Origin of the sequence: Enterobacter sp. PTB (assembly GCF_051130085.1) — a bacterium.
Lineage (GTDB): Bacteria > Pseudomonadota > Gammaproteobacteria > Enterobacterales > Enterobacteriaceae > Enterobacter > Enterobacter ludwigii.
This window is the reverse complement of record NZ_JBDKEE010000012.1, coordinates 37,563-62,087: the sequence shown is the minus strand read 5'-3', so window position 1 is coordinate 62,087 and position 24,525 is coordinate 37,563. Positions and strand designations below refer to the sequence as shown.

Sequence of the window (24,525 nt, the reverse complement as noted above, 5' to 3'; positions counted from 1 at the left end):
ACCGTGCCCGATTACTGATGACGATCAGTGTACGGCAGCAGGGACAGGTAGCGAGCGCGTTTGATAGCGCGAGCCAGCTGACGCTGGTATTTTGCACGAGTACCGGTGATACGGCTTGGGACAATCTTACCGCTTTCGGTGATGTAGTTTTTCAGCGTTGCGATATCTTTATAGTCGATCTCTTGAACGCCTTCCGCGGTGAAACGGCAGAACTTGCGACGACGGAAATAACGTGCCATATGGCTAGTCTCCAGAATCTATCAAATCAATCTGCTCGGCATGCAGAACCATTTTGCTCAGGCCGTTCTTTGCCTTGTGGCAAGAAATGAACCCCTGAACGATTACTGCGCTACCGACCGTTAAACTGTGAGTAATGGCCTGGTTTTCGTGTCCGCTAATAATAACGGGCATTTGGCACCACGCCTGCCGGTGAAAGCCGGCTTCCTCTTGCACAGAACGATGCTCAAGCACGAACTGGCAATGCGGAATTCCTGATGGACTGACCTTACGAAGGGGGGTCCTGCACACGGTACCGGACAACACCAGACGGTTGGTCATCAGAAATTACTCTTCAGAATCCCCAGCATCAGAATCATCTGCGGTTTCGTTTGCGAAATCATCGCGACGCTCACGGCGCTCGTCTTTCGCTTTAACCATCGGAGATGCTTCGGTCACTGCGTTTTTGGTACGCATAACCATGCTGCGGATAACGGCATCGTTGAAGCGGAAGGTAGTTTCCAGCTCATCGATCACTTCCTGCGGCGCTTCAACGTTCATCAGAACGTAGTGTGCTTTGTGCAGTTTGTTGATCGGGTAAGCCAGCTGACGGCGGCCCCAGTCTTCCAGACGGTGGATCGTACCTTCTGCACCAGTGATGGCAGCAGAGTAGCGCTCGATCATGCCCGGAACCTGTTCGCTCTGGTCAGGATGGACCATAAAAACGATTTCGTAATGACGCATCGAATTGCTCCTTACGGATTATTCAGCCTCCTGTCTGGGTCAGCCGAGGCCCGGGGAGGCAAGGAACGTGTTAAAGGTCGGCTGAAAAATTGACGCGTCATAATACTTGCGCGCCCCTCGAAACTCAAGCTGATTGCACAAATAATTCGCACAAAGCGTAAAGCTGGTCTAAGTGGGTGATTTAAAATTAATCACATCAGGAAGCGTTGTTTTTTTGAACAACAGCATCAGAAATGGTCACGCATCCCCGCCGGATAAGTGATTACACTTTAATCAGAGACCTTATTTATAAAAGGAGAGCAACACCCCCTTTCACAGCACGCAGTCGTGGAGCGCATATCATGAAAAAAATCGCATTTGCCGTAATGGCTGCACTTTTGCTCAGTGCAAACGCGATGGCAGCCATCAAGATAGACGGCCGGCAGGCCCAAAACATGGATGATGTGCAAAGCTTAGGCGTAATCTACATCAATCATAATTTCGCCACTGAAAGTGAAGCAGATCAGGCACTCAATCAAGAGACCGATGCTCAGGATGCACAATATTATCACGTCATACTGATGCGTGAGCCCGGCAGCAACGGCAATATGCACGCCAGTGCAGATATCTACCGATAACGCTTTAACGCTAGCACCAGGAAAGCCAACAAAGAGAACATAGCCATAGTTTAACTTGCCCCCTGCCCGGGGGCTTTTTTTTTGCTAATGGCTCTGAAATACCACCGGTTACAACTGTTTTTCGGTATTCCAGAGCACTTATTCACTTCTGCCCGTAATAGGCGTTGGGCCCATGTTTACGCATGAAATGTTTATTCATAAGGTAATCATCAATGCCCCGAAGCTGCGGATTGATGCCGCGGGCGATCCACGCCATTCGCGCCACTTCCTCCATCACCACCGCGTTATGCACGGCATCGTGAGCGTCTTTTCCCCACGAGAATGGACCGTGCTGATACACCACAATACCCGGTGTATGCAGCGGCTCACGCTCAGCCAGCGTGTCGATAATGACGCGACCGGTGTTGAGTTCATACTCCCCTTCCACTTCGGCCTGCGTTAATGCCCGCGTGCAGGGAATATCGCCAAAGAAGTAGTCTGCATGCGTGGTGCCAAGAGCCGGAATGGGCAGCCCTGCCTGCGCCCAGGCCGTGGCATGGATCGAGTGTGTATGCACAACGCCGCCCAGGGAGGAATAACGCTGATACAGTGCCAGATGGGTGGCGGTATCAGAAGAAGGCCGCCACTTTCCGTCAACCACGTTGCCATGGAGATCCACAACCACCATGTCGTCGGCGGTCATGGACTCATAGGGCACACCGCTGGGCTTAATCACGACCCGCCCCTGCTCACGGTCAATGGCGCTGACGTTACCCCAGGTAAACGTCACCAGACCGTGGCGAGGTAGATCCATATTGGCCTCAAAGACCTGCTGCTTAAGCTTATGCATGCTCAGCCTCCAGCAACCCAGCCCGCGCCATACGTTCACGGACCCAGTCCCGCGCCTTCGCCACTTCGGCTGCCGGGTCGTCCGACGTTTCACTCCACATCTCAATCAGATAAGGCCCGCAATACCCTGTCTGTTTGAGCGTCTGGAAGCACCGTTCGAAATCCACCACCCCGGTGCCGAACGGAACATTTTTGAATACACCAGGCCGGGTATCTTTGACATGAACCGCCACGATATGGCCAATACCCGCCTGCAGTTCCATCTGCACGTCGTTATCCCAGGCTGACAGATTGCCGATATCAGGGTAGAGCTGGAACCACGGATTATTCAGGTAGTGCGCGTAACCCAGCGCCTTGCTGATGGAGTTCATTAACGGATAATCCATGATCTCCATCGCCAGCGTCACCTGAGCACGGCTTGCCATGTCGACGCTCTCTTTCAGGCCGTCACGAAAACGACGGCGCGTTTCATTGTTGGCGTCCTGATAGTAAACGTCATACCCCGCCAGTTGGATCACACGGATGCCGACATCCTGGGCAAAGCGAATGGCTTTACGCATGATCTCCAGCCCCTGAGCACGCACAGCATCATCTTCACTGCCAAGCGGAAAACGACGGTGGGCGCTGAGGCACAGGGAAGGCACACGTACCCCCGTTTCAGCGATGGCGCTTACCAGTGCCAGACGCTGTTCGCGGCTCCAGTCCAGGCGAGACAGGCGTTCGTCCGTCTCATCCACTGACATTTCGACAAAATCGAAGCCCAGTTGCTTCGCCAGTTGCAGCCGCTCCAGCCAGCACTCCCCCGCAGGGAGTGCCTTTTCATAGATGCCGAGCGGGACTTGTTTAGACAACATACCCGCTCCTTAGCCCCAAAGCTGAGCGATTGAGCGTTTGAACTGACGCGCGGCTTCTACCGGAGAGGCGGCATCACGGATGCTACGGCCTGCGATAAAGACATGAATTGGGATACCTTTGAACAGCGGCAGATCTTCCAGCGCCAGGCCTCCGGTCACGGTCACTTTGAAGCCCATATCGGCCAGACGCTTAATCGCGCTGATATCCGCTTCCCCCCACGCTACCCCAGCGGCCTGCGCATCACGGCTGCGGTGATAAACCACCTGTTGAATGCCCGCGTCACGCCACTCCTGCGCCTGCTCCCAGGTCCAGAACCCGGTCAGCTCAATCTGCACATCACCGTTGAACTCTTTTGCCACATCCAGCGCACCTTTAGCCGTGTTGATATCCGCACAGCAAATAACGGTGACCCAGTCGGCATTGGCTTCAAAACACATACGGGAAAGAATTTTGCCCGCATCGGCAATCTTGGCATCCGCCAGCACGATTTTATGCGGATACAGCGCCTTCAGGTCGCGGACGGCGCGAACGCCTTCGCCCACGCATAGAATGGTACCGACTTCAATGATGTCCACTTCTTCCGCAATCAGGCGGGTGGTTTCGTAAGCGTGAGACAGCGTCTGGTTATCCAGCGCGACCTGCAACATTGGTAATGACATTTTCAATTCCCTCTTAAACTGCCGCCGCAGTGGCGTTATCAATTAAATCCAGCACATCCTGCTCGGTGCGGCAGGCGCGTAAACGGTCGAAGTTGGCCTCATCATCAAACAGATTCACGATCTGCATAATGCCCACCTCCTGGTGGGTGTTGGCATCAACAGCCGCCATGGTGATGAGGATGTCGACCGGGTCGTTATCTTCGTGGTTGAAAGCCAGTGGTGTTTTCAGCGTAACCAGCGCAAAGCCGGTTTTTTTAACACCCTCTTCCGGGCGGCCATGCGGCATCGCCAGCCCTGGTGCAATCACGAAGTAAGGGCCGTGCTCTGCAACGCCATCCAGAATGGCCTGGTAATAACGCGGCTCGACAACATCGGCTTTTACCAGCAGATCTACGCTAAGTTTCACCGCCTCCTGCCAGGTGCTGGCGTCGGCCTGTAAAAGGATGGAGCTGTTCTCTGCCAGCGAATCACGTAGTTTCATGTTGCGTCCTTACTTCACATCTTGTGGGAAATGCGCGTTGATCACTTCCAGCAGCTTTGGCCCAAAGTCGGCTGGCGACAGCATGTTGCGCACGCCTACCACATATTTGTTGCCTGTCACGGTGATCTCACCGGCGATGTGGGTAGAGGCGATGATGATGTCCGCGCCGTTCAGTTCACTTTTGTATTCGCCCACTGCGCAGCTGTTCACCGTGTGGTCGATGTTTGACTGGGTTAAAAACTGGTCCACTTTCATCTTCATGATCATGGAACTCCCTTGCCCATTGCCACACACAGCCAGGATACGTACGGTCATAATCGAAACTCCTTAATGAGCAGAAACTTCTGCTGTTTGTTTTTCTGCATCTTCTTCAGCCCGCAGAGTGCGACCAGCGAAGAACATATAAGCCAGAGCAATGAGGATGATGACAGCCATAAAGATCAGGCCAACGGAGGCGAAGCCCTGCATCATCGGTGGTGCCAGAATTGACCAGTCGGCCATGCCCATCCAGGCGCTCATACCGGTGAGCTTGACCGCCCACACACACCCGAAGATTTCCACCATCCCCATCACCAGGCAGATCTTGAGCGCCGCGCGCCAGCCACCAAAGTGGTTCGCAAAGACGCCGATGGTGGCGTTGGAGAAGAACATCGGGATAAAGCCAGGAATGATCAGAATGGAAGAGCCGCAGCCCACCAGGATACCCACCGCAATCAGCTGGCCGATGGTGCCCCACATGAAGCCCCAGACCACCGCGTTTGGCGCGAAGCTGTAGATAGCCGCGCAGTCAATCGCCAGTACCGCACCGGGAATCAGACGCTGAGAGATACCGTTGAAGGCTTCGGACAGCTCGGCAACGAACATACGCACGCCCTGGGTGATAATGAAAATCGCCACCGCGAAAGAGAAACCTGTTTGCAGGATATAGACAGTCCAGTGGGTTTTACCCGCCATCGCCTGTACGACGTCAATGCCAAAGGAGAGCAGAATGGCACCGAAGAAGAGGGTCATCACAATCGCCGTAGAAACGATATTGTCGTGGAAAATATTCAGCCAGCCCGGCAGTTTAAGATCTTCGACGCTCTCTTCTTTTTTGCCCAGATACGGCGCGACTTTATAGGCAATCCAGGAGGCAAACTGCTGCTGGTGGCCGATGGAGAAGCCGCAACCGTCGGTGACGTCCTGCGTGGGCTTGTACATCATGTTGGAGGTGATACCCCAGTAGAGCGAGACCAGCACCGCGGTGCAGATAATGGTCGTCCACATTGGGTAGCCAAAGATAAAGAAGGAAACCGCAATCAGCCCTGCCTGCTGGAACATGATATGGCCAGTCAGCATGATGGTGCGAATACCGGTAATGCGGCGCAACAGAACGTAAATGATGTTCAGCGCCAGCGCGAGCAGGACCGCATACCCTACCCAGCTGTAGGCATCGCCCATGCGATCGATGGTGGCCATCATCGAGGCGTAGGTGTCAGAGATGGCGCCGTTGATGCCATAGACTTCCGACATTTTGGCCACTACCGGCTTGAAGGTGCCGGTCAAAATGCCTGAACCCGCCTGCAACAGCATGAAACCGATGATGGTTTTAATGGTGCCTTTAATAATAACGCTGACGCTTTTACGCAGCAGGATATAGCCAAGGCACGTCACGATGCCCAACAACAGCGGGGCATTAGTCATTACCTGATTAAAGAACACGGTAAAGACGTTGTAGAGGATCTCCATAACTCTCTCCAGAAATGAGAACACGAGGGGCAATCCCTGTGCGGTTGGTGACAACACTCTATTAATCACAAATAATCATCACAAGATTAAATCTGATTATTTGTGACGCATCACGCAAATTATTTCCCTGGTGTTAGTAATGATTTTCACTTCGGCATGCCACATAGAATTATTTCCATATAATTCATGCAATTAATGATTAATACGGTAAAAGATAACAAGAAGCGAGAAGAGCGTCCGTGACGTCAGGCAGATAAAATTACACATTTTGATCGTTGCAATGCGCGTGAAATGGTGCCAGAATTAATCACAACAAATCACCATTTGATTACTTTTGATTAAACCAGGAGTCAGAACGATGAGTAAAGTGAACACCATTACCCGTGAATCATGGATTCTGAGCACTTTCCCGGAATGGGGTAGCTGGCTGAATGAAGAGATTGAGCAGGAACAGGTTGCTCCTGGTACCTTTGCAATGTGGTGGCTGGGGTGCACGGGGATCTGGCTGAAATCAGAAGGTGGCGCGAATATTTGCGTCGATTTCTGGTGCGGCACCGGCAAACAGAGTCACGGTAACCCGCTGATGAAAAAAGGCCATCAGATGCAACGCATGGCGGGCGTGGAAAAACTTCAGCCAAACCTGCGTACCACACCGTTTGTTCTTGATCCGTTCGCCATTCGCCAGATCGATGCCGTTCTCTCTACGCACGATCATAACGATCATATTGATGTCAACGTGGCGGCAGCGGTCATGCAAAACTGTGCCGATGACGTACCGTTCATCGGGCCGCAAACCTGCGTGGATTTATGGATCGGCTGGGGCGTACCGAAAGAGCGCTGCATCGTCATGAAACCAGGCGATGTGGTCAAAATTAAAGACGTTGAGATCCACGCGCTGGATGCCTTTGACCGCACTGCACTGATTACCCTTCCGGCCGATCAGAAAGCCGCAGGCGTACTGCCAGACGGTATGGACGAACGTGCGGTGAACTACCTGTTTAAAACGCCCGGCGGTTCCCTGTACCACAGCGGTGACTCTCACTACTCAAACTACTATGCAAAGCACGGCAATGAGCATCAGATTGATGTGGCGCTCGGCTCATACGGGGAGAACCCACGCGGCATTACAGACAAAATGACCAGCGCCGATATGCTGCGCATGGCGGAAGCGCTGAACACCAAAGTAGTGATCCCTTTCCACCACGATATCTGGTCGAACTTCCAGGCCGACCCGCAGGAGATACGCGTACTGTGGGAAATGAAAAAAGACCGCCTGAAGTATGGCTTTAAGCCGTTCATCTGGCAGGTGGGAGGCAAGTTCACCTGGCCGCTGGACAAAGACAATCTCGAGTATCACTACCCACGTGGCTTTGATGATTGCTTTACTCTTGAGCCAGACCTCCCGTTCAAGTCATTCCTCTGATTATTAAGGCCCATCGCCAGACCCGTGTGTCTGGCGGTTTCATATTTCTTTTAGTAATTTCACGCTATTTCAAATATCATCTTTTAAAATCAATTCTTATCGGAATAGCTCATGACGGAAGCGCAACGGCATCAAATATTACTGGAACTCCTGGCGCAAACAGGGTTTGTCACCGTTGAGAAAGTGATCGAACGTTTAGGGATTTCCCCGGCAACAGCGCGGCGGGATATTAATAAGCTGGATGAAAGCGGTAAGCTGAAAAAAGTCCGCAACGGTGCGGAAGCGATTAGCCAGCAGCGTCCACGCTGGACGCCGATGAACATTCATCAGGCGCAAAATCATGATGAAAAAGTCCGTATTGCCAGAGCGGCATCGCAGCTGGTGAACCCCGGCGAGAGCGTGGTGATCAACTGCGGCTCCACGGCGTTTCTGTTAGGTCGGGAGATGTGCGGAAAGCCGGTACAAATCATCACGAACTATTTGCCGCTCGCCAACTATCTTATCGATCAGGAGCATGAGAGCGTGGTGATCATGGGCGGCCAGTATAACAAGAGCCAGTCCATCACACTCAGCCCGCAGGACAGCGAAAACAGTCTTTATGCCGGACACTGGATGTTTACCAGTGGCAAAGGCCTGACCGCGGATGGCCTCTACAAAACCGATATGTTGACCGCCATGGCAGAACAAAACATGCTTAACGTGGTGGGCAAGCTCGTTGTGCTGGTCGACAGCAGTAAAGTGGGCGAACGCGCAGGAATGCTGTTCAGCCGTGCTGAACAGATAGACATGGTGATCACCGGCAAAGGTGCCAACCCTGAGATCCTCCAGAAACTGAAAGATCAGGGTGTCAACGTCCTGTGCGTTTAAAGGTGCTGGCGGAAGAAGTCCACCGTGGCGTCCAGCGCCGTTGGCGTAATGCGGTGGCGAACGCCCGCTTCCCACAGGCAGGTCAGGTTGCCATCCAGCCCCTCGTGCTGTAGCGCCTGCTGAAGCCGGAACGTTTCTCCGGGTGGAACCACATCGTCCGCATCACCATGCCATAACAGCAAAGGACGATCGGCCAGACGCGGTAACGCCCGGGTAACCTCCCACTCTGCAAGCGCCGCCTCAACCTCTGTGAGTGCCTGAGGTGGAAAAAGCGTCTTCGCCAGTGAGGTAAAGTAGCCCGAGCCCATCAGACAAGCCACTGACTTCACTTCTGGATGGTGCGTCATGATCCCCAGCGCCGCCATCCCGCCCATCGATGCCCCAGCCACGGCCAGCCGATTATCAGCCACCAGCCCTGCCTGGTAAAGCGCATCGCGCAGCCCGGCAAACTCGGTCAGGCTACCATGCAAAATGTGCCAGAACTGCCCAAGTCGCGCCTGTTCGTTGCCGGTAAAACGTGCGCCGTGGTCAGGTGCATCCGGCATGACCACACGAAAACCGGCCTGCGCGAGTGCCACCGCAAAATAGCTGTAGACCAGCTTCGATGAGGTAAATCCATGATAAAACACTATAACAGGCAGTGGTTCCTCACGTTTTCCGGCGGGTGTTGCGTGTAATATTTCACGATCACCCAGATGGCGTATTTCAATTTCAATCATTGTCGACCCTGTAATGATGAATGATTCATAATGTTGAGAACTGGGTTACGATTTCACGCTATTTTCATTCGAAAATTACGCCCCAGCTAACACTTCGGGAACATTCCCCCAAAACTAAATTCACAGACAACTACACTATGGCTATCAGGAAACGAGATATGGTTATGCGCAGGTTTGCTGCTTTATTGCTGATGTTACTGCTCAGTGGCTGTAGCGCGCTGCAGGGAACGCCACAACCCGCTCCCCCGGTCGCCGATCACCCGCAGGAAATCCGTCGTAATCAGACGGAAGGATTACAGCGTATGGGTACCGTCTCTGCGCTGGTTCGCGGCTCCCCGGATGACGCGGAAGAAGCAATAAAGGCACAAGCCGTCGCCGCCAAAGCAGATTATTACGTCATCATTATGATCGACGAAACCATCATTACGGGACAGTGGTACTCACAGGCCATTCTGTATCGTCAATGATCGTCTTCATTTGAACGACATTTACACTGCTTTGCGTCCATAGACACTTTCCTGTCCACAATAAACTCCATGCCCGCAACAATGGAAGTGAGTTTATTCGCGAAGGATTGCCCGGCGGATACCGGAGACATGTGAAATGGAGCTGACGATGAAACGAACTCTTGCTTTGACCACACTGTTGCTCTCAGCAGGTCTTGTGAGCACAACCGCGCAGTCAGCTGAATTTGCCAGTGCTGATTGTGTGACTGGCCTGAATGAAATTGGCCAGATCTCCGTGAATAATATCTCGGGGAGCCCGCAGGACGTTGAACGTGTCGTTGCATTAAAGGCCGATGAGCAGGGTGCTTCATGGTATCGCATTATCCAGATGCAGGAAGATCAGTACATCGATCACTGGCGGGTACAGGCCATTCTCTACGCGTAATCCCCCTCCGATAAAAGCCACTTACTTCTAGTGGCTTTTCGTTTTTGCAAATTTTTTATCTTTTAGTAAACCAATTAAAAACAATTAAATAACATTTTGTTACACTAAACCAGTAAACGTTATCTCTGCTCTGCCGTTGAAAAGCCATACCTTTTCAATGATGAGCAATTTATGATCAACTTTTTCCGTCGTGCAGGTCTGGGTGCAAAGCTGTCGCTGCTTACCGGTGCCAGTGTCGCCATCCTGTTTCTGTTTTTCACTTTTCTGCTCAGCCAAAAAGCCAGCCAGCAGCTTGAAGCCCTCGCGATAGAAGACCTGCATAATCAGTCCACCGGCATGGTCGATATGGTGCAGATGTTTAACACCAGCCTGAGTGAAGAGGTTGAGAGGTATACCCGGCTGTTTACTACCTTTTTGCCCCAGCCACTGAGCGTTGATAACACTCAAACCCAGACGATTAACGGGATTAACGTTCCGCTCCTGAAAGGAGGGGAAACCGGGCTACATGAAAACAATACCCTTTCAGACGATTTTCTGAGCCGGACAGGGGCAATCTCGACCCTGTTTGTGCGTAGCGGTAACGACTTTGTGCGCGTCGCCACATCGCTGCGCAAAGAGAACGGCGAGCGGGCAATGGGCACCGTTCTGGATACCACCAGCCCGGCCTTTGCCGCCGTCACCCGGGGCGAGGTTTATCGCGGTCTGGCGCTGCTGTTCGGCAAGCGCTATATCACCCAATACCAGCCGGTTAAAAACGCGGACGGCCAGATCATTGCAATCATCTTTGTTGGTGTGGACATCACTCACTCCTGGAACGTCATGCGCGAGAAAATCCTCAACCGTCGACTGGGCGAGAGCGGTCACTTCTTTGTTCTGGATCGCAGCCACGGCAAAACGCGCGGGCAGTATCTGTTCCACACCAGCGCGGAGGGAAAAGTACCGGAGTGGGATAGCGCTATCCAGCAACAGCTGTTGAGTGATAAATCCGGCACGCTGGAGCGCGTCAGTGCTGATGGTCGCACGCTGACCATGGCGTATACGCCGCTGCCAGGCTGGAACTGGGCCATTGTCGGCGAAGTGGATAAATCGGTACTGCTCTCAAGCGTGACCGCCATGCGCGACCGCTTCCTGCTGGCAGGGGTGGTGCTGTCAGTGCTCTTCGCGGGTCTGTTTGTGGTCATTATACGACGCATACTGACGCGCCCATTGCGCAATGTGATCCACCTGGCCCGACAGTATGCCGCAGGCGATCTGCGCTCCAGCCTGCCCGTGACCCGCCAGGATGAGGTCGGTCAGCTCATCGATGCCATTAACGGTATTGGAGGGGGACTGCAGAAAATTGTTCTTCAGGTGCGCGAGGCCGCAGCGGAGATCCATATGGGCACCAACGCGCTGGCATCCGATAGCGAAGAAATCTCCGGGCAGATTAACAAGCAGGCCAGCAGTGTAGAAGAGACGTCAGCCAGCATGGAGCAACTGGCCGCGACCGTGCAGCAAAATGCCGCCAACATGGAACAAACGCAGCAGCTGGTAGGCGAAACGTCGCGCGCGATACATCAGGGTGGTGAGACGGTCACCCACGCTGTCGCTACCATGGATGATATTCGCGAAGCATCAAAGCGAATCGAAGACATCACGCGCGTGATTGAATCCATCGCTTTTCAGACCAACATTCTGGCGCTTAACGCAGCGGTTGAAGCAGCCCGCGCAGGCGAGCACGGAAAAGGTTTTGCGGTGGTGGCGCAGGAAGTACGCGCGCTGGCAGGACGCAGCGCCAACGCGGTGAAGGAGATTGAACAGCTCATCGGCGATACGCTTAGAAAAGTCAGCGAAGGCCATGCGCTGTCTGAACAAACGCGTCTGGCGATGGATTCCATCATCGTGCACATCGATAACATCAACAAGCTGGTCACGGAGATTAACCATGCGTCCCGCGAGCAATCCGCGGGAATAGGCCAGGTTAATCTGGCCATGACCCACATTGGCGAAGCATCGCACATCAACGCCGACCACGTCTTACGCAGCGAACAAACCGCACACACGCTACGTGAGAAAGGCTCACACCTTACCCAACTGGTGAGCCTGTTCCAGCTAAAGAGTTAGCCAACCCTGCCCGTGGCACGCAACAGCAGGTCATTTTGCACCTGCTCGCTCATCAGCGTACCGCCACGGGTATCAAGCATCATGCGGCACCACGCTTGCGCCACGGGTGGCGATGCGTGACGCAGCATCTGACTTCCGGCCCCCAGCAGGAAAAGCTGTTGCGTGATCTCCCGCCCCTGCGCCTCCTGCGGTTTTCGCAGTTTTTGCTGAAGCTGACGCCAGCTGCGATCGAAGTGCCTGTCCTGCCCTTTTACCTGGGCAAAATCATCCACAAGCAGGTCGAGGATGCCGGATTGCTTCGTCAGTACACGCAGAACGTCCAGGCACATAATATTGCCGGACCCTTCCCAGATGCTGTTCACGGGCATCTCACGGTACAAACGGGGAAGCTCACTCTCCTCGCAGTAGCCTGTGCCGCCGAGCACTTCCATGGCTTCCGCCACAAACGGGATACCCGCTTTGCAGACGCTGTATTTCGCCGCGGGGGTGAAAAGGCGCGCCCAGGCGGCCTCCTGAGGATCGGCACGCCTGTCCCACGCCCGGGCCAGACGAAACAACAGTGCCGTCTGGCCCTCCAGCATCAGCGCCATGCGGCTCAGCACATCGCGCATGAGCGGCTGGTCGATAAGGTTTTTACCAAACGTCTGGCGTTGATGCGCATGGTAAAGCGCCACGGATAAAGCCCGACGCATCAGCCCATGGCTGCCCAGCGCACAGTCAAACCGCGTCAGCCCGCCCATTCGGAGGATCTGGCGTACCCCTTCTCCTTCCTCCCCCAGCAGCCAGCCGGACGCATCCAGGAACTCCGCTTCGCTGCTGGCGTTAGAGCGGTTGCCGAGCTTCTCTTTTAGCCGCTCCAGACGTACGGCATTGCGTTGCCCGTCAGGCAAAAAGCGTGGAACAAAAAAGCAGGACAGCCCCCCTTTCGCCTGGGCCAGCACCAGATGCGCATCGCTTTGCGGCACAGAGAAAAACCATTTATGCCCGATAAGCCGGTAGCTGCCGTCACTGCACTTTTCCGCTTTGGTGGTATTGCTGAGTACGTCCGAGCCGCCCTGTTTTTCTGTCATCCCCATGCCAATCAGCAGGCCACGCTTTTGCGCCCCCGGCGCAAGATGAGGATCGTAACGATCGCTCATTAACGGCGTGATCCAGTCACGGAACGGCTCGGGCAGCGCCTGTTGCAGCAGCGGTGTAGCAGCAAAGGTCATGGTGACAGGGCAAAGCGTGCCCGCTTCTACCTGAGCGTGCAGGACAAAACGTGCAGCTCTGGCGACAAACGCGCCTTTGCGCGCCTCCTCTTCCCACGCCAGGTTATGGACACGGTTGGCGCAAAGTCCCTGCATTAAGAGGTGCCATGCGGGATGAAAGCGAACGTCATCCAGTCGCTCCCCGGTGGCGTCATAGCGTAATAACTCCGGCGGATTAACGTTCGCCAGCCTGCCCAGCTCCAGCGATTCCGCGGTTCCTAACTGCTGGCCGATGCTGGCAAGAAGCTCGATATCCCACTCGGCGCCTTCGCGAACAACCGCGTCACGCAGAGCGCAATCAGAGAGGAAAAGGTTGCTGTTTGAGAGCGGTGCAGGTTGATTAAAAACGGTATGGGTCTGCCAGTGCATGCTGTCTCCCTCCTTCAGTGGCAATGAAGATAAGTATGGACAGGCCACGTGCACGCTGCATGGGAGTGAGGTCACACGATGACGATCCCGCTGATATCATTCGTGAAATAGCTCACAGAACATAAGAATAAACTATTTCGCGCATTCGCTTTTGTTGAATAATTTATTCTTACCCCCTTTCAATGAGGAACGTTATGCAACCGGACGCGCACAAGCGTGCATTAATTGCAGGCTCCATTGGTAACTTTATCGAGTGGTATGAGTTTGCGGTCTATGGTTTTCTGGCGACCGTAATTGCGAAGAACTTCTTCCAGCTTGAGGGGGACGCGGGGCTAACCAGCCTGATCCTTACCTACGCTTCCTTTGCCATCGCCTTCTTCTTCCGCCCGCTGGGCGCGGTGGTGTTTGGCAGAATAGGTGACCGGATAGGCCGAAAACCGACGCTGATTATTGTACTGGTGCTGATGACGCTGGCCACCGCCGCAATCGGTATTGTGCCGGTCTATGCCAGCATCGGTATTGCCGCCCCGCTGATTATCACGCTGCTGCGCATCCTGCAGGGGTTGTTCGCCGGTGGTGAGTATGGTGGCGCCGTCTCGCTGATGACCGAATTTGCCCCACGCGGCAAGCGGGGCCTCTACGGTGCATGGCAGTCATTTACCGTCGCGCTGGGCCTGTTAGCAGGCGCTGGCATTGTCGCACTGCTCTCCGCCCTTCTGACACCGGAAGCCCTGCATGACTGGGGCTGGCGCATCCCGTTCTTCCTGGCATTACCGATGGGCGTGGTGGCGCTGTGGCTGCGGGTGAGTATGGAAGAGACGCCAAGCTTTGTGCAACAGCAGGAAAAGCCGGTTGCCACTCAGGCTGATACCGTTGCCACGCTCAACGCCATTGCGATGGGCATTGGCCGGGTGATGGTCTGGTCAGCGGCGGGTTATACCTATCTGGTGATTATGCCCACCTATCTGCAGTCGGCGCTGCATACCGGGTTTAACCAGGCGCTGTTGATTGCGGTGATTTCGAATATCGGTTTTGCGCTGACGATTATTCCGTCCGGGATCCTGAGCGACAAAATCGGACGCCGCACGGTGATGATCGTCGCTACCACGTTGCTGTTGCTCCTTGCCCTGCCGCTGCTGAAGGTTTTACAGGCGGAGTCCAGCACGCTGGCAATCAAAGCGCTGGTGGTGCTGATTGCGGGTGGTCTGGTGGGGATGCTGGCAGGCCCCGGGCCGGCGATGCTCTCAGAGATGTTCCCGACGCGCGTACGGTATACCGGGCTTGGGCTGGCTTATTCCCTGTCGAACGCCCTTTTCTCGGGCTGCGCGGGGTTGATTATTACCGGGCTGATTAAAGAGACGGGCAACCTGGATATTCCGGCTTATTACGTCATGGCGACGGCGGTAGTGAGTATCTTCGCGCTGATGACGCTCAGGAAGGATGACCATTTGCGGTCACTGGAGGAGTGAGTTTTTCACCGTCTGGTGCCCCTCCCACAGAAAATACGAAAGGCCGTCCTCAGGACGGCCTTGCTGTTTATTCCCCGCGCTGACGTACCGCTTCAAACAGGCAGATACCTGTTGCCACGGAGACGTTCAGAGACGACACGCTGCCCGCCATTGGAATGCTGATCAGCTCATCGCAATGCTCACGGGTCAGACGGCGCATACCTTCGCCCTCGGCACCCATTACCAGTGCCAGACGGCCGGTCATCTTGCTCTGATACAGAGTATGATCCGCTTCACCCGCGGTACCGACGATCCAGATATTCTCTTCCTGCAGCATACGCATGGTGCGCGCCAGGTTGGTGACGCGGATCAGCGGTACGTTTTCCGCTGCGCCACAGGCCACTTTCTTCGCCGTCGCGTTAAGCTGTGCAGAGCGATCCCTCGGCACGATAACCGCATGAACACCTGCCGCATCTGCGCTTCGCAGACATGCGCCAAGGTTGTGCGGGTCGGTCACGCCGTCAAGGATCAGGAAGAATGGATTTTCCAGCCCGGCGATAAGATCCGGCAGATCGTTTTCCTGATACTGACGACCTGGCTTAACGCGGGCAATAATGCCCTGGTGAACGGCACCTTCACTTTTCTCATCCAGGAACTGGCGGTTCGCCAGCTGGATCACAACACCTTGTGCTTCCAGGGCGTGGATCAGCGGCATCAGACGTTTGTCTTCACGCCCTTTCAGAATAAACACTTCCTGAAAACGCTCCGGTGCGCGCTCCAGCAGGGCCTGCACCGCGTGGATGCCGTAAATCATTTCACTCATTGATGGTTCTCGTTCTGTCTTTTCTTTTCCCTCTCTCCGCAGGAGAGAGGGTCAGGTTGAGGGGGAGAATTACTCCGCCTGCTGTTTCTTCGCTGCGCGCTTTGCCCTGGTGGCAGCCGCAATTTTCTGCGTTTTGGTGGACGGCTTTTTCGCCTTCCGGGCCTCTTTCTTCGCAGCCTTCGGCTTCTGTTTCTTCTCACCACGGAACGCGCTGTCTGGCTCGAAGTTTACCTTCTTACCCGCCTGACGACGTTTGCCACCAGTGTTGCCGTTGCCCCCTTTTTTCGTCTTTTCACGCGCCGTTTTACCCACATTACGCGGGGCACGCTCGCTGGAGATCAGGCTAAAGTCAATTTTACGGTCGTCCATATTAACGGCTTCGACCTTCACTTCCACGCGATCGCCAAGACGATAGGTCTGGCCGCCAGATTCGCCAATCAGGCGCTGCCCGACCTGGTCGAAACGGTAGTAGTCGTTATCCAGGCTGGAGACATGCACCAGACCGTCGATAAACAGTTCATCCAGACGGACGAAGAAACCAAAGCCGGTGACGCTGGCAATCACGCCTTTAAAGACGTTACCCACCTGGTCCAGCATAAAGTCACACTTCAGCCAGTCTGCCACGTCGCGCGTCGCTTCATCTGCACGACGTTCGGCCATGGAACAGTGCTGACCGAGTTGCAGCATCTCTTCCATTGAATAATGGTAGCCACCGGTTTCGGTCGTATTACCTTTATGACCCTGCTCCTGCGCCAACAGATACTTGATCGCGCGGTGCAGGGAAAGGTCCGGATAACGACGGATCGGCGAGGTAAAGTGGGCATAAGACTGCAGCGCCAGGCCGAAGTGACCGCGGTTTTCCGGATCGTAAATCGCCTGCTTCATGGAACGCAGCAGCATGGTCTGCAGCATTTCCGCATCCGGGCGATCGCCAATCGACTCCAGCAATTCAGCGTAATCTCGCGGCTCTGGCTTGTTACCGCCCGGCAGTTCCAGACCCAGTTCAGCCAGCACGGAGCGGAACGCAGTGATGGCTTCGGTCGACGGTTTATCGTGAATACGGAACAGCGCAGGTTCTTTGGCTTTCTCAACGAAACGTGCCGCCGAGATGTTTGCCAGAATCATACACTCTTCAATCAGCTTATGGGCATCGTTACGCTGGGTCTGCTCAATACGTTCAATGCGGCGTTCAGCGTTAAAGATGAACTTCGCCTCTTCGCTCTCAAACGAGATCCCGCCGCGCTCTTCACGCGCCTGATCCAGCGTTTTGTACAGGTTATGCAGCTCTTCAATGTGTTTCACCAGCGGCGCATACTGCTCACGCAGATCCTGATCGCCCTGCAGCATATGCCAGACCTTGGTGTAGGTCAGGCGCGCATGGGAGCTCATTACCGCTTCGTAGAATTTGTAACCCGTTAAGCGCCCTTTGGTGGAGATGGTCATCTCGCAGACCATGCACAGGCGGTCAACCTGCGGGTTCAGGGAGCACAGGCCGTTAGACAAAACTTCCGGCAGCATCGGAATTACCTGCGACGGGAAGTAGACCGACGTTCCACGGCTGCGCGCTTCGTTATCCAGCGGAGTATGCGGGCGAACGTAATAGCTTACGTCAGCGATGGCAACCCACAGACGCCAGCCGCCGCCGCGTTTTTTCTCGCAATAAACGGCATCATCGAAGTCGCGGGCATCTTCACCATCAATAGTCACCAGCGGCAGATCGCGCAGATCCACGCGGCCCACTTTGGACTCTTCCGGCACGTCTTCTTTCAGGCCGACAACCTGCTCTTCAACCGCTTTCGGCCAGACGTAAGGAATTTCATGAGTACGCAGCGCCATATCAACGGCCATGCCGGTGCCCATGTTATCGCCTAACACTTCGACGATTTTCCCGACCGCCTTGGTGCGTCGGGTAGGACGCTGGGTGAGTTCAACCACCACCACAAAGCCCATACGGGCACCCATCACCTCTTCAGGCGGGATCAGGATATCGAAGCTCAGGCGGCTGTCGTCCGGCACCACAAAACCCACGCCTGCATCGGTAAAATAGCGGCCAACAATCTGGCTGGTTTTAGGGACCAGGACACGCACCACGCGCGCTTCGCGGCGACCTTTACGGTCCGCGCCCAGCGGTTGCGCCAGGATCTGGTCACCGTGAATGCACATCTTCATCTGCTCAGAGGAAAGATAAAGATCGTCTTTACGGCCTTCTACGCGCAGGAAGCCATAGCCATCACGGTGGCCGATGACGGTGCCTTTCAGCAGGTCAAGACGTTCGGGAAGCGCATAGCACTGACGGCGGGTAAAGACCAGTTGCCCGTCGCGCTCCATCGCGCGCAGGCGGCGGCGAAGGGCTTCAATTTGCTCTTCACCTTCAATGTTTAATTCAACGGCAAGTTCTTCACGATTGGCGGGTTTTTCGCGTTTTGTTAAGTGTTCAATGATGAACTCGCGGCTGGGGATAGGATTCGCGTATTTTTCGGCTTCGCGTTCCTGGAAAGGATCATGTGACATATCGGTTCCTCCGTTGTCAGCTCCGGTGGAAATTTTCTTCATTCCACCAGCAATAATTTATAAAGTGGTTGATTCTCTTCAACCAAATCGGCCAGCGTGTAGTTATCCAGTTCCTTGAGAAAACTTTGCACGGCCAGAGAAAGCGCCTGTTTAAGGCGACAAGCGGGCGTAATGTGGCAGAACGCGCTGCTGCAGTTCACCAGAGACAATGGCTCCAGTTCACGTACCACATCCCCAACACGAATACTCTGCGCCGGTTTACCGAGACGGATCCCACCATTCTTCCCGCGTACGGCAGCAACGTATCCGGCACGACTAAGTTGATTGATTATTTTGACCATATGATTACGGGACACACCGTATACCTCTGTAACCTCAGAGATACTGGTCATTTTCCCATCGGGTAACGACGCCATGTAAATCAGCGCGCGTAAGCCGTAATCGGTGAAACTTGTTAACTGCACATCAACCTCAGGAAAAAGGGAAAACGCGGATAAACCGCACAGATATTCATTAATGATGATAAACCAGCCAGATAGTAAGCGGCTAATTTATTTGACAGACGGGGCGAAAAAGCGGAGATCGAGGAGCGTTCGCCGGATGGCGCGACGCGTATCCAGCCTGCGGGTTGTCCCGCAGGCCAGCAGTCACGAAGATTATGCGTCGAACGGGTCGCGCAGGATCATCGTTTCAGTACGATCAGGGCCGGTAGAGATAATGTCGATCGGCACTTCGGTCAGTTCTTCAATACGCTTGATGTAATTCAGCGCTGCCTGCGGCAGACCGCTACGCTCTTTCACACCGAACGTCGTTTCAGACCAGCCTGGCATGGTTTCGTAGATTGGCTCGATGCCTTTCCAGTCATCCGCAGCCAGCGGAGTGGTGGTCACTTCGCGACCATCAGGCATACGGTAGCCTACGCAGAGTTTCACCTCTTTCAGACCGTCCAGCACGTCCAGTTTGGTCAGGCAGAAACCAGACAGGGAGTTAATCTGTACTGCACGACGCACGGCTACCACGTCCAGCCAGCCGGTACGACGACGACGACCGGTGGTCGCGCCAAACTCGTTACCCTGCTTGCACAGGAACTCGCCGGTTTCATCAAACAGCTCAGTCGGGAATGGACCCGCACCCACGCGAGTGGAGTAAGCTTTGATGATGCCCAGAACGTAATCCACATAACGTGGACCCAGACCAGAACCGGTCGCAACGCCACCCGCGGTGGTGTTAGAGGAGGTGACGTACGGATAGGTACCGTGGTCGATGTCCAGCAGCGTACCCTGCGCACCTTCGAACATGACGAAATCGCCACGCTTGCGCGCCTGGTCCAGCAGATCGGACACATCAACAACCATACCGGTCAGAATGTCAGCAATCGCCATGACGTCATCCAGCACTTTCTGGTAGTCAACAGCGTCAGCTTTATAGAAGTTCACCAGCTGGAAGTTGTGATATTCCATCACTTCTTTCAGTTTTTCAGCGAACGTCTCTTTATCAAACAGATCGCCCACGCGCAGACCGCGACGAGCAACTTTGTCTTCGTAAGCCGGGCCGATACCACGACCGGTCGTGCCGATCGCTTTCGCGCCACGCGCTTTTTCACGCGCTACGTCCAGCGCCACGTGATAATCAAGGATCAGCGGGCAGGCTTCGGAGAGCAGCAGACGCTCGCGAACGGGGATACCACGGTCTTCCAGACCTTTCATCTCTTTCATCAGAGCAGCCGGAGACAGCACAACGCCGTTACCGATGATGCTGGTGACGTTTTCGCGAAGAATGCCTGATGGAATAAGATGGAGGACGGTTTTTTCACCGTTGATTACGAGAGTATGGCCTGCGTTGTGACCGCCCTGGTAGCGTACAACATATTTAGCCCGTTCAGTCAGAAGATCAACAATCTTCCCTTTACCTTCGTCACCCCATTGGGTGCCCAGTACGACGACGTTGTTACCCATTTTTTTCAAAATCACCGTTTGCTTAAAAATGGATTCTACCATCGCTTTTTCAGATATACAGCACTTTTTGACCTCAAAATACGCCAAACCAGATTACTTTTTGATCAGCCAATCGTTTTCCTCAACATGTAGTAGATAACGATGCCGGCAACCACAAGTCCGCCCCCAAATCGACGCAAAATATTATCCGGCAACTGGCTCAGAGAGGCTATCATCCGACGCCATGCACGCGGATAAAGCATCGGTCCAAGGCCTTCCAGCACCAGAACCAGGGCCAGCGCAAGCCAAATCGTTGAATTCATTTTTCATCCTTATAAAAGAAAACCACCGCTCCGTTGAGAGCGGTGGTTTGAATACTCAAACTGGCCTGAGTTTATCGCGTTGCGTTAGCCGGCGTCTTCATGTAACGGAAGAAATCGCTGTCCGGGCTGAGCACCATCACATCCTGGTTGCTCTGGAAGCTGTTCTCGTAAGCTCGCAGGCTACGGATAAAGGCGTAGAAGTCGGGATCCTGGCTGAAGGCATCGGCAAACAGTTTTGCCGCTTCGGCATCCCCTTCACCGCGCAGAATACGGCCCTGACGCTCAGATTCTGCCAGCGTCTTGGTCACTTCGTAATCCGCTGCCGCACGCAGTTTCTCCGCCTCTTCCTGACCTTGTGAACGATGACGACGGGCTACCGCTTCACGCTCGGCGCGCATACGGTTGTAAATCGCCTCGGACACTTCCGCTGGCAGGTTGATCTGCTTGATACGGACATCGACCACTTCGATACCCAGAGCAGCCATACTGTTCGGGTTGATCACCGGCACTTTGCCGTTGGTTTCAGCCTGAACGCGTTCTGCCGCTTTGGCAATGGCATCATCCGCTGCCGGGGTGGTGACTTCGTCTTCGGTTCCTGCAGAACCGGAGTTCAGCGCATCACGCACTTCCAGCGTCAGACGACCACGGGAGTCGGTGACGATGTCTTTCACATCCAGACGACCAATCTCAGAGCGCAGACGGTCAGAGAACTTACGTTTCAACAGCACTTCCGCCTGAGAAACGTCGCCACCGCCCGTTGCCAGGTAGTAGCGGCTGAAATCACTGATACGCCATTTGATGTAGGAATCGACGATCAGGTCTTTCTTCTCTTTGGTCACGAAACGGTCGGCCTGGTTATCCATGGTCTGGATACGGGCGTCGAGCGTTTTCACCGATTCAATCAGTGGCATTTTAAAGTGCAGGCCCGGCTCAAACACCAGCGGCTTGTTCTCGCTGTCGCGCAGAACTTTACCAAAACGCAGGGTAATTCCACGCTCGCCCTCTTTCACCACAAAGATAGAGGTATAAAGCACGACCAATACGATGATGATGATCGCAATAACTGACTTACGCATCCTTATTCCCCCTGACGCTGGTAGTCGTTACGCTGCGCGTTAGCACGGCGTTGGTCCATAATGTCACCATCGTTCGAAGAAGGCGTGGTTGTGGCGCTTGAGCTACCGGATGCCGCAGGTGGCAGACGCAGCAGGTTGTTGGCACCGCTGGTATCCGCCTTTGCCGCCGGCGCCGAACCGCCTTTCAGCATCTGATCCAACGGCAGTACCATCAGGTTTCCACCTTTGCTGTCGTTAACCAGTACCTTACGCGTATGGCTCAGCACTTTTTCCATGGTCTCAATATAAAGACGTTCACGGGTAATCTCCGGAGCCGCTTTATATTCTGGCAAAATCTTCGCGAAACGCGCCACTTCACCCTGAGCTTCCAGGACGGTCTGAGTTTTATACGCACGCGCTTCTTCAAGAATACGTTGCGCCTGACCGTTAGCACGTGGCTGAACTTCGTTGGTGTACGCTTCCGCTTCACGGATGTACTGTTGTTCGTTTTCACGGGCGGCAATCGCGTCATCAAACGCGGCCTTCACCTCTTCCGGCGGACGAGCAGCCTGGAAGTTGACGTCCAGCAGGGTGATACCCATGTTGTACGGGCGAATGGTCTCTTCCAGCTCACGCTGGGTATCGCTACGAATAACGGTACGACCTTCGGTCAGAATGCGGTCCATGGTGTATTTACCGATCACACCGCGCAGCGCACTGTCTGTGGCCTGGCGCAGACTGTCATCTGCACTGGTCACGCTAAACAGGTAGTGCTGCGGATCGGTGACGCGGTACTGGACGTTCATCTCAACGCGCACAACGTTCTCGTCGGAGGTCAGCATCACGCCGGAGGCCGCCAGTTCACGCACAGACTCCACGTTCACCGCGGTCACGTCGTCAATGAAAGTCGGTTTCCAGTTCAGACCTGGCTCAACCAGATGGCTGAACTTCCCGAAACGGGTGACCACACCGCGTTCCGCTTCTTTAATGGTGTAGAACCCGCTGGCAGCCCAGATGATCACCACGGCAGCGGCAACAATGCCCACCACGCGGCCCCCTAACTGCGGGCGCGGCCCCTGAGTGGAACCCCCACCAGAGCCAGAACCTTTACCTCCGCCAAGGCCACCAAGCTTCTTGCTTAGCTTGCGGAAGATATCATCCAGATCCGGCGGCCCCTGCTCGCGACCACCTTTGTTGCCATTTCCCCCAGAGTTGCCGCCTTGATTATTGCTGCTTCCCCACGGGTCGCGGTCTTGTCCGTTATTACCGGGCTGATTCCACGCCATGTATATGCTCCATATTTGTTATGCAAGGGCGAATTATTCAGGCATCCCCTTTCTGATCAGACGATATAGTCGACCAGCGCAGGTTCTTGTTTACAGAGGCGACGCCAGTCAACGATCGGCAAACGCACCTGCATCCCCACGCTGCCGTCATCCTCCATCCACTCTTTTTCTATCGCCTGAAGCTGATAAAACCGGCTGCGCAGCCTGCCTTCCTGTGGCGGCAATCGCAGCGTGTGCTGGGCTACCTCACCGGAAAGACGTTCTGTCAAAGCCTGGAAAAGCAGTGGCACACCAATACCGGTCTGAGCGGAAAGCCAGACCCGAATCGGTTTGTTCTCTTCATCTCGATCGATACGCGGCTCAAAATCCTCCAGCATATCGATCTTGTTCATCACCAACAGCGTTGGGATGTCGTCGGCGTCGATCTCGTCGAGCACCACGTTTACCGCGTCGATGTTCTCCTGCAAGCGAACGTCTGCAGCATCAATGACGTGCAGCAGCAGGGTCGCCTGACGCGTCTCCTGCAGGGTGGCTTTAAACGCAGCCACCAGGTCATGCGGCAGGTGACGGATAAACCCTACGGTATCCGCCAGCACCGTTTCACCGACGTCAGCGACGTCAATACGACGCAATGTGGGGTCCAGGGTCGCAAACAGCTGGTCTGCGGCATAAACCTGGGCCTCAGTAATCTGGTTAAACAGGGTGGATTTACCGGCGTTGGTATACCCCACCAGCGACACCGTCGGGATGTCAGCTTTTGATCGCGCCCGACGTCCTTGCTCACGCTGTTTTTCAACGCGTTCCAGACGTGAAAGGATCTGGGTAATACGGCCACGCAACAGACGGCGGTCGGTTTCAAGCTGGGTCTCACCCGGACCGCGCAAACCAATCCCGCCCTTTTGTCTTTCAAGGTGGGTCCAGCCACGCACAAGCCGCGTTGCCAGATGGCGCAACTGCGCCAGCTCAACCTGCAGCTTACCTTCGTGAGTACGCGCACGTTGAGCGAAAATATCTAAAATCAAACCCGTGCGATCGATAACACGGCATTCGCAAAGACGTTCCAGGTTACGTTCCTGAGCCGGAGACAGCGCATGATCAAACAACACGACTGACGCGCCGGTTGCTTTTACGGCATCCGCAATTTCAACTGCTTTACCTTCACCAACAAAATACTTTGGGTGCGGCGCTTTACGGCTACCGGTAATCACCTGCATTGCTTCGACACCGGCGGAAGAGACCAGAGATTCAAACTCCTGGAGGTCTTCCATATCTTTGTCTTGCGTAAAATAGATGTGTACCAGCACCGCCTGCTCACCGGCATCATAACGGTCAAACAAGCGTAAATTCCTCAAAAAAGATCAGCGGGGAACGCAGGATCCCTGGCTCCCCGTGTGG

26 protein-coding genes are annotated in these 24,525 nt (G+C 54.6%); 7 read left to right on the top strand and 19 right to left on the bottom strand.

Going from position 1 to position 24,525, the window contains the following annotated elements:
• Positions 1-11: 11 nt before the first annotated feature.
• From rpsR to rpsF, 3 genes are read right to left on the bottom strand one after another with little or no spacing between them, the layout of a single operon-like run.
• Complete coding sequence (gene rpsR / locus AAIR21_RS15825) at positions 12-239, bottom strand: 30S ribosomal protein S18 (RefSeq protein WP_000135199.1); 228 nt, start codon at positions 237-239, stop codon at positions 12-14.
• 4 nt (positions 240-243) lie between these two features.
• A complete protein-coding gene (gene priB / locus AAIR21_RS15820; RefSeq protein WP_003856035.1) occupies positions 244-558 on the bottom strand; it encodes a primosomal replication protein N in 315 nt (104 codons plus the stop codon).
• Positions 559-564: 6 nt separating this feature from the next.
• Entirely contained in the window at positions 565-960 is a 396-nt protein-coding gene (gene rpsF, locus AAIR21_RS15815) for a 30S ribosomal protein S6 (protein WP_014068637.1), read from the bottom strand.
• A 341-nt stretch (positions 961-1,301) separates the two neighbouring features.
• On the opposite strand from rpsF, the gene yjfY reads away from it, so the two are divergent.
• Positions 1,302-1,577 (top strand): DUF1471 family protein YjfY, encoded by a 276-nt coding sequence (gene yjfY / locus AAIR21_RS15810; RefSeq protein ID WP_020882932.1) that lies wholly within the window; start codon positions 1,302-1,304, stop codon positions 1,575-1,577.
• Between the two features lie 142 nt (positions 1,578-1,719).
• On the opposite strand, the gene AAIR21_RS15805 is transcribed toward yjfY, so the two are convergent.
• From AAIR21_RS15805 to ulaA, 6 genes are read right to left on the bottom strand one after another with little or no spacing between them, the layout of a single operon-like run.
• A complete protein-coding gene (locus AAIR21_RS15805) occupies positions 1,720-2,406 on the bottom strand; it encodes an L-ribulose-5-phosphate 4-epimerase (protein WP_183516819.1) in 687 nt (228 codons plus the stop codon).
• Positions 2,399-3,259: an L-ribulose-5-phosphate 3-epimerase gene (locus AAIR21_RS15800; RefSeq protein WP_025206246.1), complete on the bottom strand. Its 861-nt coding sequence runs from the start codon at positions 3,257-3,259 to the stop codon at positions 2,399-2,401. The genes AAIR21_RS15805 and AAIR21_RS15800 overlap by 8 nt, the downstream gene beginning before the upstream one ends.
• Before the next feature lie 9 nt (positions 3,260-3,268).
• Positions 3,269-3,919: a 3-keto-L-gulonate-6-phosphate decarboxylase UlaD gene (gene ulaD, locus AAIR21_RS15795; RefSeq protein ID WP_008502901.1), complete on the bottom strand. Its 651-nt coding sequence runs from the start codon at positions 3,917-3,919 to the stop codon at positions 3,269-3,271.
• 13 nt (positions 3,920-3,932) lie between these two features.
• Positions 3,933-4,400, bottom strand: coding sequence for a PTS ascorbate transporter subunit IIA (gene ulaC, locus AAIR21_RS15790; RefSeq protein WP_014168330.1), 468 nt, complete (start codon positions 4,398-4,400; stop codon positions 3,933-3,935).
• A gap of 9 nt (positions 4,401-4,409) precedes the next feature.
• Positions 4,410-4,715 (bottom strand): PTS ascorbate transporter subunit IIB, encoded by a 306-nt coding sequence (ulaB, locus tag AAIR21_RS15785; protein WP_014168329.1) that lies wholly within the window; start codon positions 4,713-4,715, stop codon positions 4,410-4,412.
• A gap of 12 nt (positions 4,716-4,727) precedes the next feature.
• Positions 4,728-6,128 (bottom strand): PTS ascorbate transporter subunit IIC, encoded by a 1,401-nt coding sequence (gene ulaA / locus AAIR21_RS15780; RefSeq protein WP_020882935.1) that lies wholly within the window; start codon positions 6,126-6,128, stop codon positions 4,728-4,730.
• Between the two features lie 358 nt (positions 6,129-6,486).
• On the opposite strand from ulaA, the gene ulaG reads away from it, so the two are divergent.
• Together ulaG and ulaR are read left to right on the top strand one after the other, a co-directional pair.
• The gene (gene ulaG / locus AAIR21_RS15775; protein ID WP_020882936.1) at positions 6,487-7,551 is read left to right on the top strand and encodes an L-ascorbate 6-phosphate lactonase; all 1,065 of its coding nucleotides are present in this window, start codon (positions 6,487-6,489) and stop codon (positions 7,549-7,551) included.
• Between the two features lie 111 nt (positions 7,552-7,662).
• Positions 7,663-8,418, top strand: a complete 756-nt coding sequence (gene ulaR / locus AAIR21_RS15770; protein ID WP_014168326.1) for an HTH-type transcriptional regulator UlaR — start codon at positions 7,663-7,665, stop codon at positions 8,416-8,418.
• On the opposite strand, the gene yjfP is transcribed toward ulaR, so the two are convergent.
• A complete protein-coding gene (gene yjfP, locus AAIR21_RS15765; protein ID WP_025206248.1) occupies positions 8,415-9,137 on the bottom strand; it encodes an esterase in 723 nt (240 codons plus the stop codon). The two genes, ulaR and yjfP, sit on opposite strands and share 4 nt — an antisense overlap.
• 137 nt (positions 9,138-9,274) lie before the next feature.
• On the opposite strand from yjfP, the gene bsmA reads away from it, so the two are divergent.
• From bsmA to AAIR21_RS15750, 3 genes are all read left to right on the top strand, one after another.
• A complete protein-coding gene (gene bsmA / locus AAIR21_RS15760) occupies positions 9,275-9,604 on the top strand; it encodes a biofilm peroxide resistance protein BsmA (protein ID WP_025206249.1) in 330 nt (109 codons plus the stop codon).
• 148 nt (positions 9,605-9,752) lie between these two features.
• Positions 9,753-10,028 (top strand): DUF1471 family protease activator YjfN, encoded by a 276-nt coding sequence (gene yjfN, locus AAIR21_RS15755; protein ID WP_025206250.1) that lies wholly within the window; start codon positions 9,753-9,755, stop codon positions 10,026-10,028.
• A gap of 171 nt (positions 10,029-10,199) precedes the next feature.
• A complete protein-coding gene (locus tag AAIR21_RS15750) occupies positions 10,200-12,131 on the top strand; it encodes a methyl-accepting chemotaxis protein (RefSeq protein ID WP_183516820.1) in 1,932 nt (643 codons plus the stop codon).
• Here AAIR21_RS15750 and AAIR21_RS15745 read toward each other — a convergent pair.
• Positions 12,128-13,750: an isovaleryl-CoA dehydrogenase gene (locus AAIR21_RS15745; protein WP_047355590.1), complete on the bottom strand. Its 1,623-nt coding sequence runs from the start codon at positions 13,748-13,750 to the stop codon at positions 12,128-12,130. The two genes, AAIR21_RS15750 and AAIR21_RS15745, sit on opposite strands and share 4 nt — an antisense overlap.
• 194 nt (positions 13,751-13,944) lie before the next feature.
• On the opposite strand from AAIR21_RS15745, the gene AAIR21_RS15740 reads away from it, so the two are divergent.
• Positions 13,945-15,219 carry an MFS transporter gene (locus tag AAIR21_RS15740; protein ID WP_032681875.1) on the top strand — a complete coding sequence of 425 codons (1,275 nt, stop codon included), beginning with the start codon at positions 13,945-13,947 and terminating at the stop codon, positions 15,217-15,219.
• A 67-nt stretch (positions 15,220-15,286) separates the two neighbouring features.
• Here the strand turns inward: AAIR21_RS15740 and rlmB are convergent, their stop codons facing one another.
• The 8 genes from rlmB to hflX form a co-directional block, all read right to left on the bottom strand.
• Entirely contained in the window at positions 15,287-16,021 is a 735-nt protein-coding gene (gene rlmB, locus AAIR21_RS15735) for a 23S rRNA (guanosine(2251)-2'-O)-methyltransferase RlmB (RefSeq protein ID WP_014168319.1), read from the bottom strand.
• Between the two features lie 69 nt (positions 16,022-16,090).
• The gene (rnr, locus tag AAIR21_RS15730; RefSeq protein ID WP_025206255.1) at positions 16,091-18,532 is read right to left on the bottom strand and encodes a ribonuclease R; all 2,442 of its coding nucleotides are present in this window, start codon (positions 18,530-18,532) and stop codon (positions 16,091-16,093) included.
• A gap of 38 nt (positions 18,533-18,570) precedes the next feature.
• Entirely contained in the window at positions 18,571-18,996 is a 426-nt protein-coding gene (nsrR, locus tag AAIR21_RS15725) for a nitric oxide-sensing transcriptional repressor NsrR (protein WP_014168317.1), read from the bottom strand.
• Between the two features lie 192 nt (positions 18,997-19,188).
• Positions 19,189-20,487, bottom strand: a complete 1,299-nt coding sequence (locus AAIR21_RS15720; RefSeq protein WP_025206256.1) for an adenylosuccinate synthase — start codon at positions 20,485-20,487, stop codon at positions 19,189-19,191.
• 104 nt (positions 20,488-20,591) lie between these two features.
• Positions 20,592-20,789: a DUF2065 domain-containing protein gene (locus AAIR21_RS15715; protein WP_014168315.1), complete on the bottom strand. Its 198-nt coding sequence runs from the start codon at positions 20,787-20,789 to the stop codon at positions 20,592-20,594.
• A gap of 71 nt (positions 20,790-20,860) precedes the next feature.
• Positions 20,861-21,865 carry a protease modulator HflC gene (hflC, locus tag AAIR21_RS15710; RefSeq protein WP_014168314.1) on the bottom strand — a complete coding sequence of 335 codons (1,005 nt, stop codon included), beginning with the start codon at positions 21,863-21,865 and terminating at the stop codon, positions 20,861-20,863.
• Between the two features lie 2 nt (positions 21,866-21,867).
• Complete coding sequence (gene hflK / locus AAIR21_RS15705; protein ID WP_014168313.1) at positions 21,868-23,130, bottom strand: FtsH protease activity modulator HflK; 1,263 nt, start codon at positions 23,128-23,130, stop codon at positions 21,868-21,870.
• Positions 23,131-23,186: 56 nt separating this feature from the next.
• Entirely contained in the window at positions 23,187-24,467 is a 1,281-nt protein-coding gene (gene hflX, locus AAIR21_RS15700; protein WP_020882944.1) for a ribosome rescue GTPase HflX, read from the bottom strand.
• Positions 24,468-24,525: the final 58 nt, after the last annotated feature.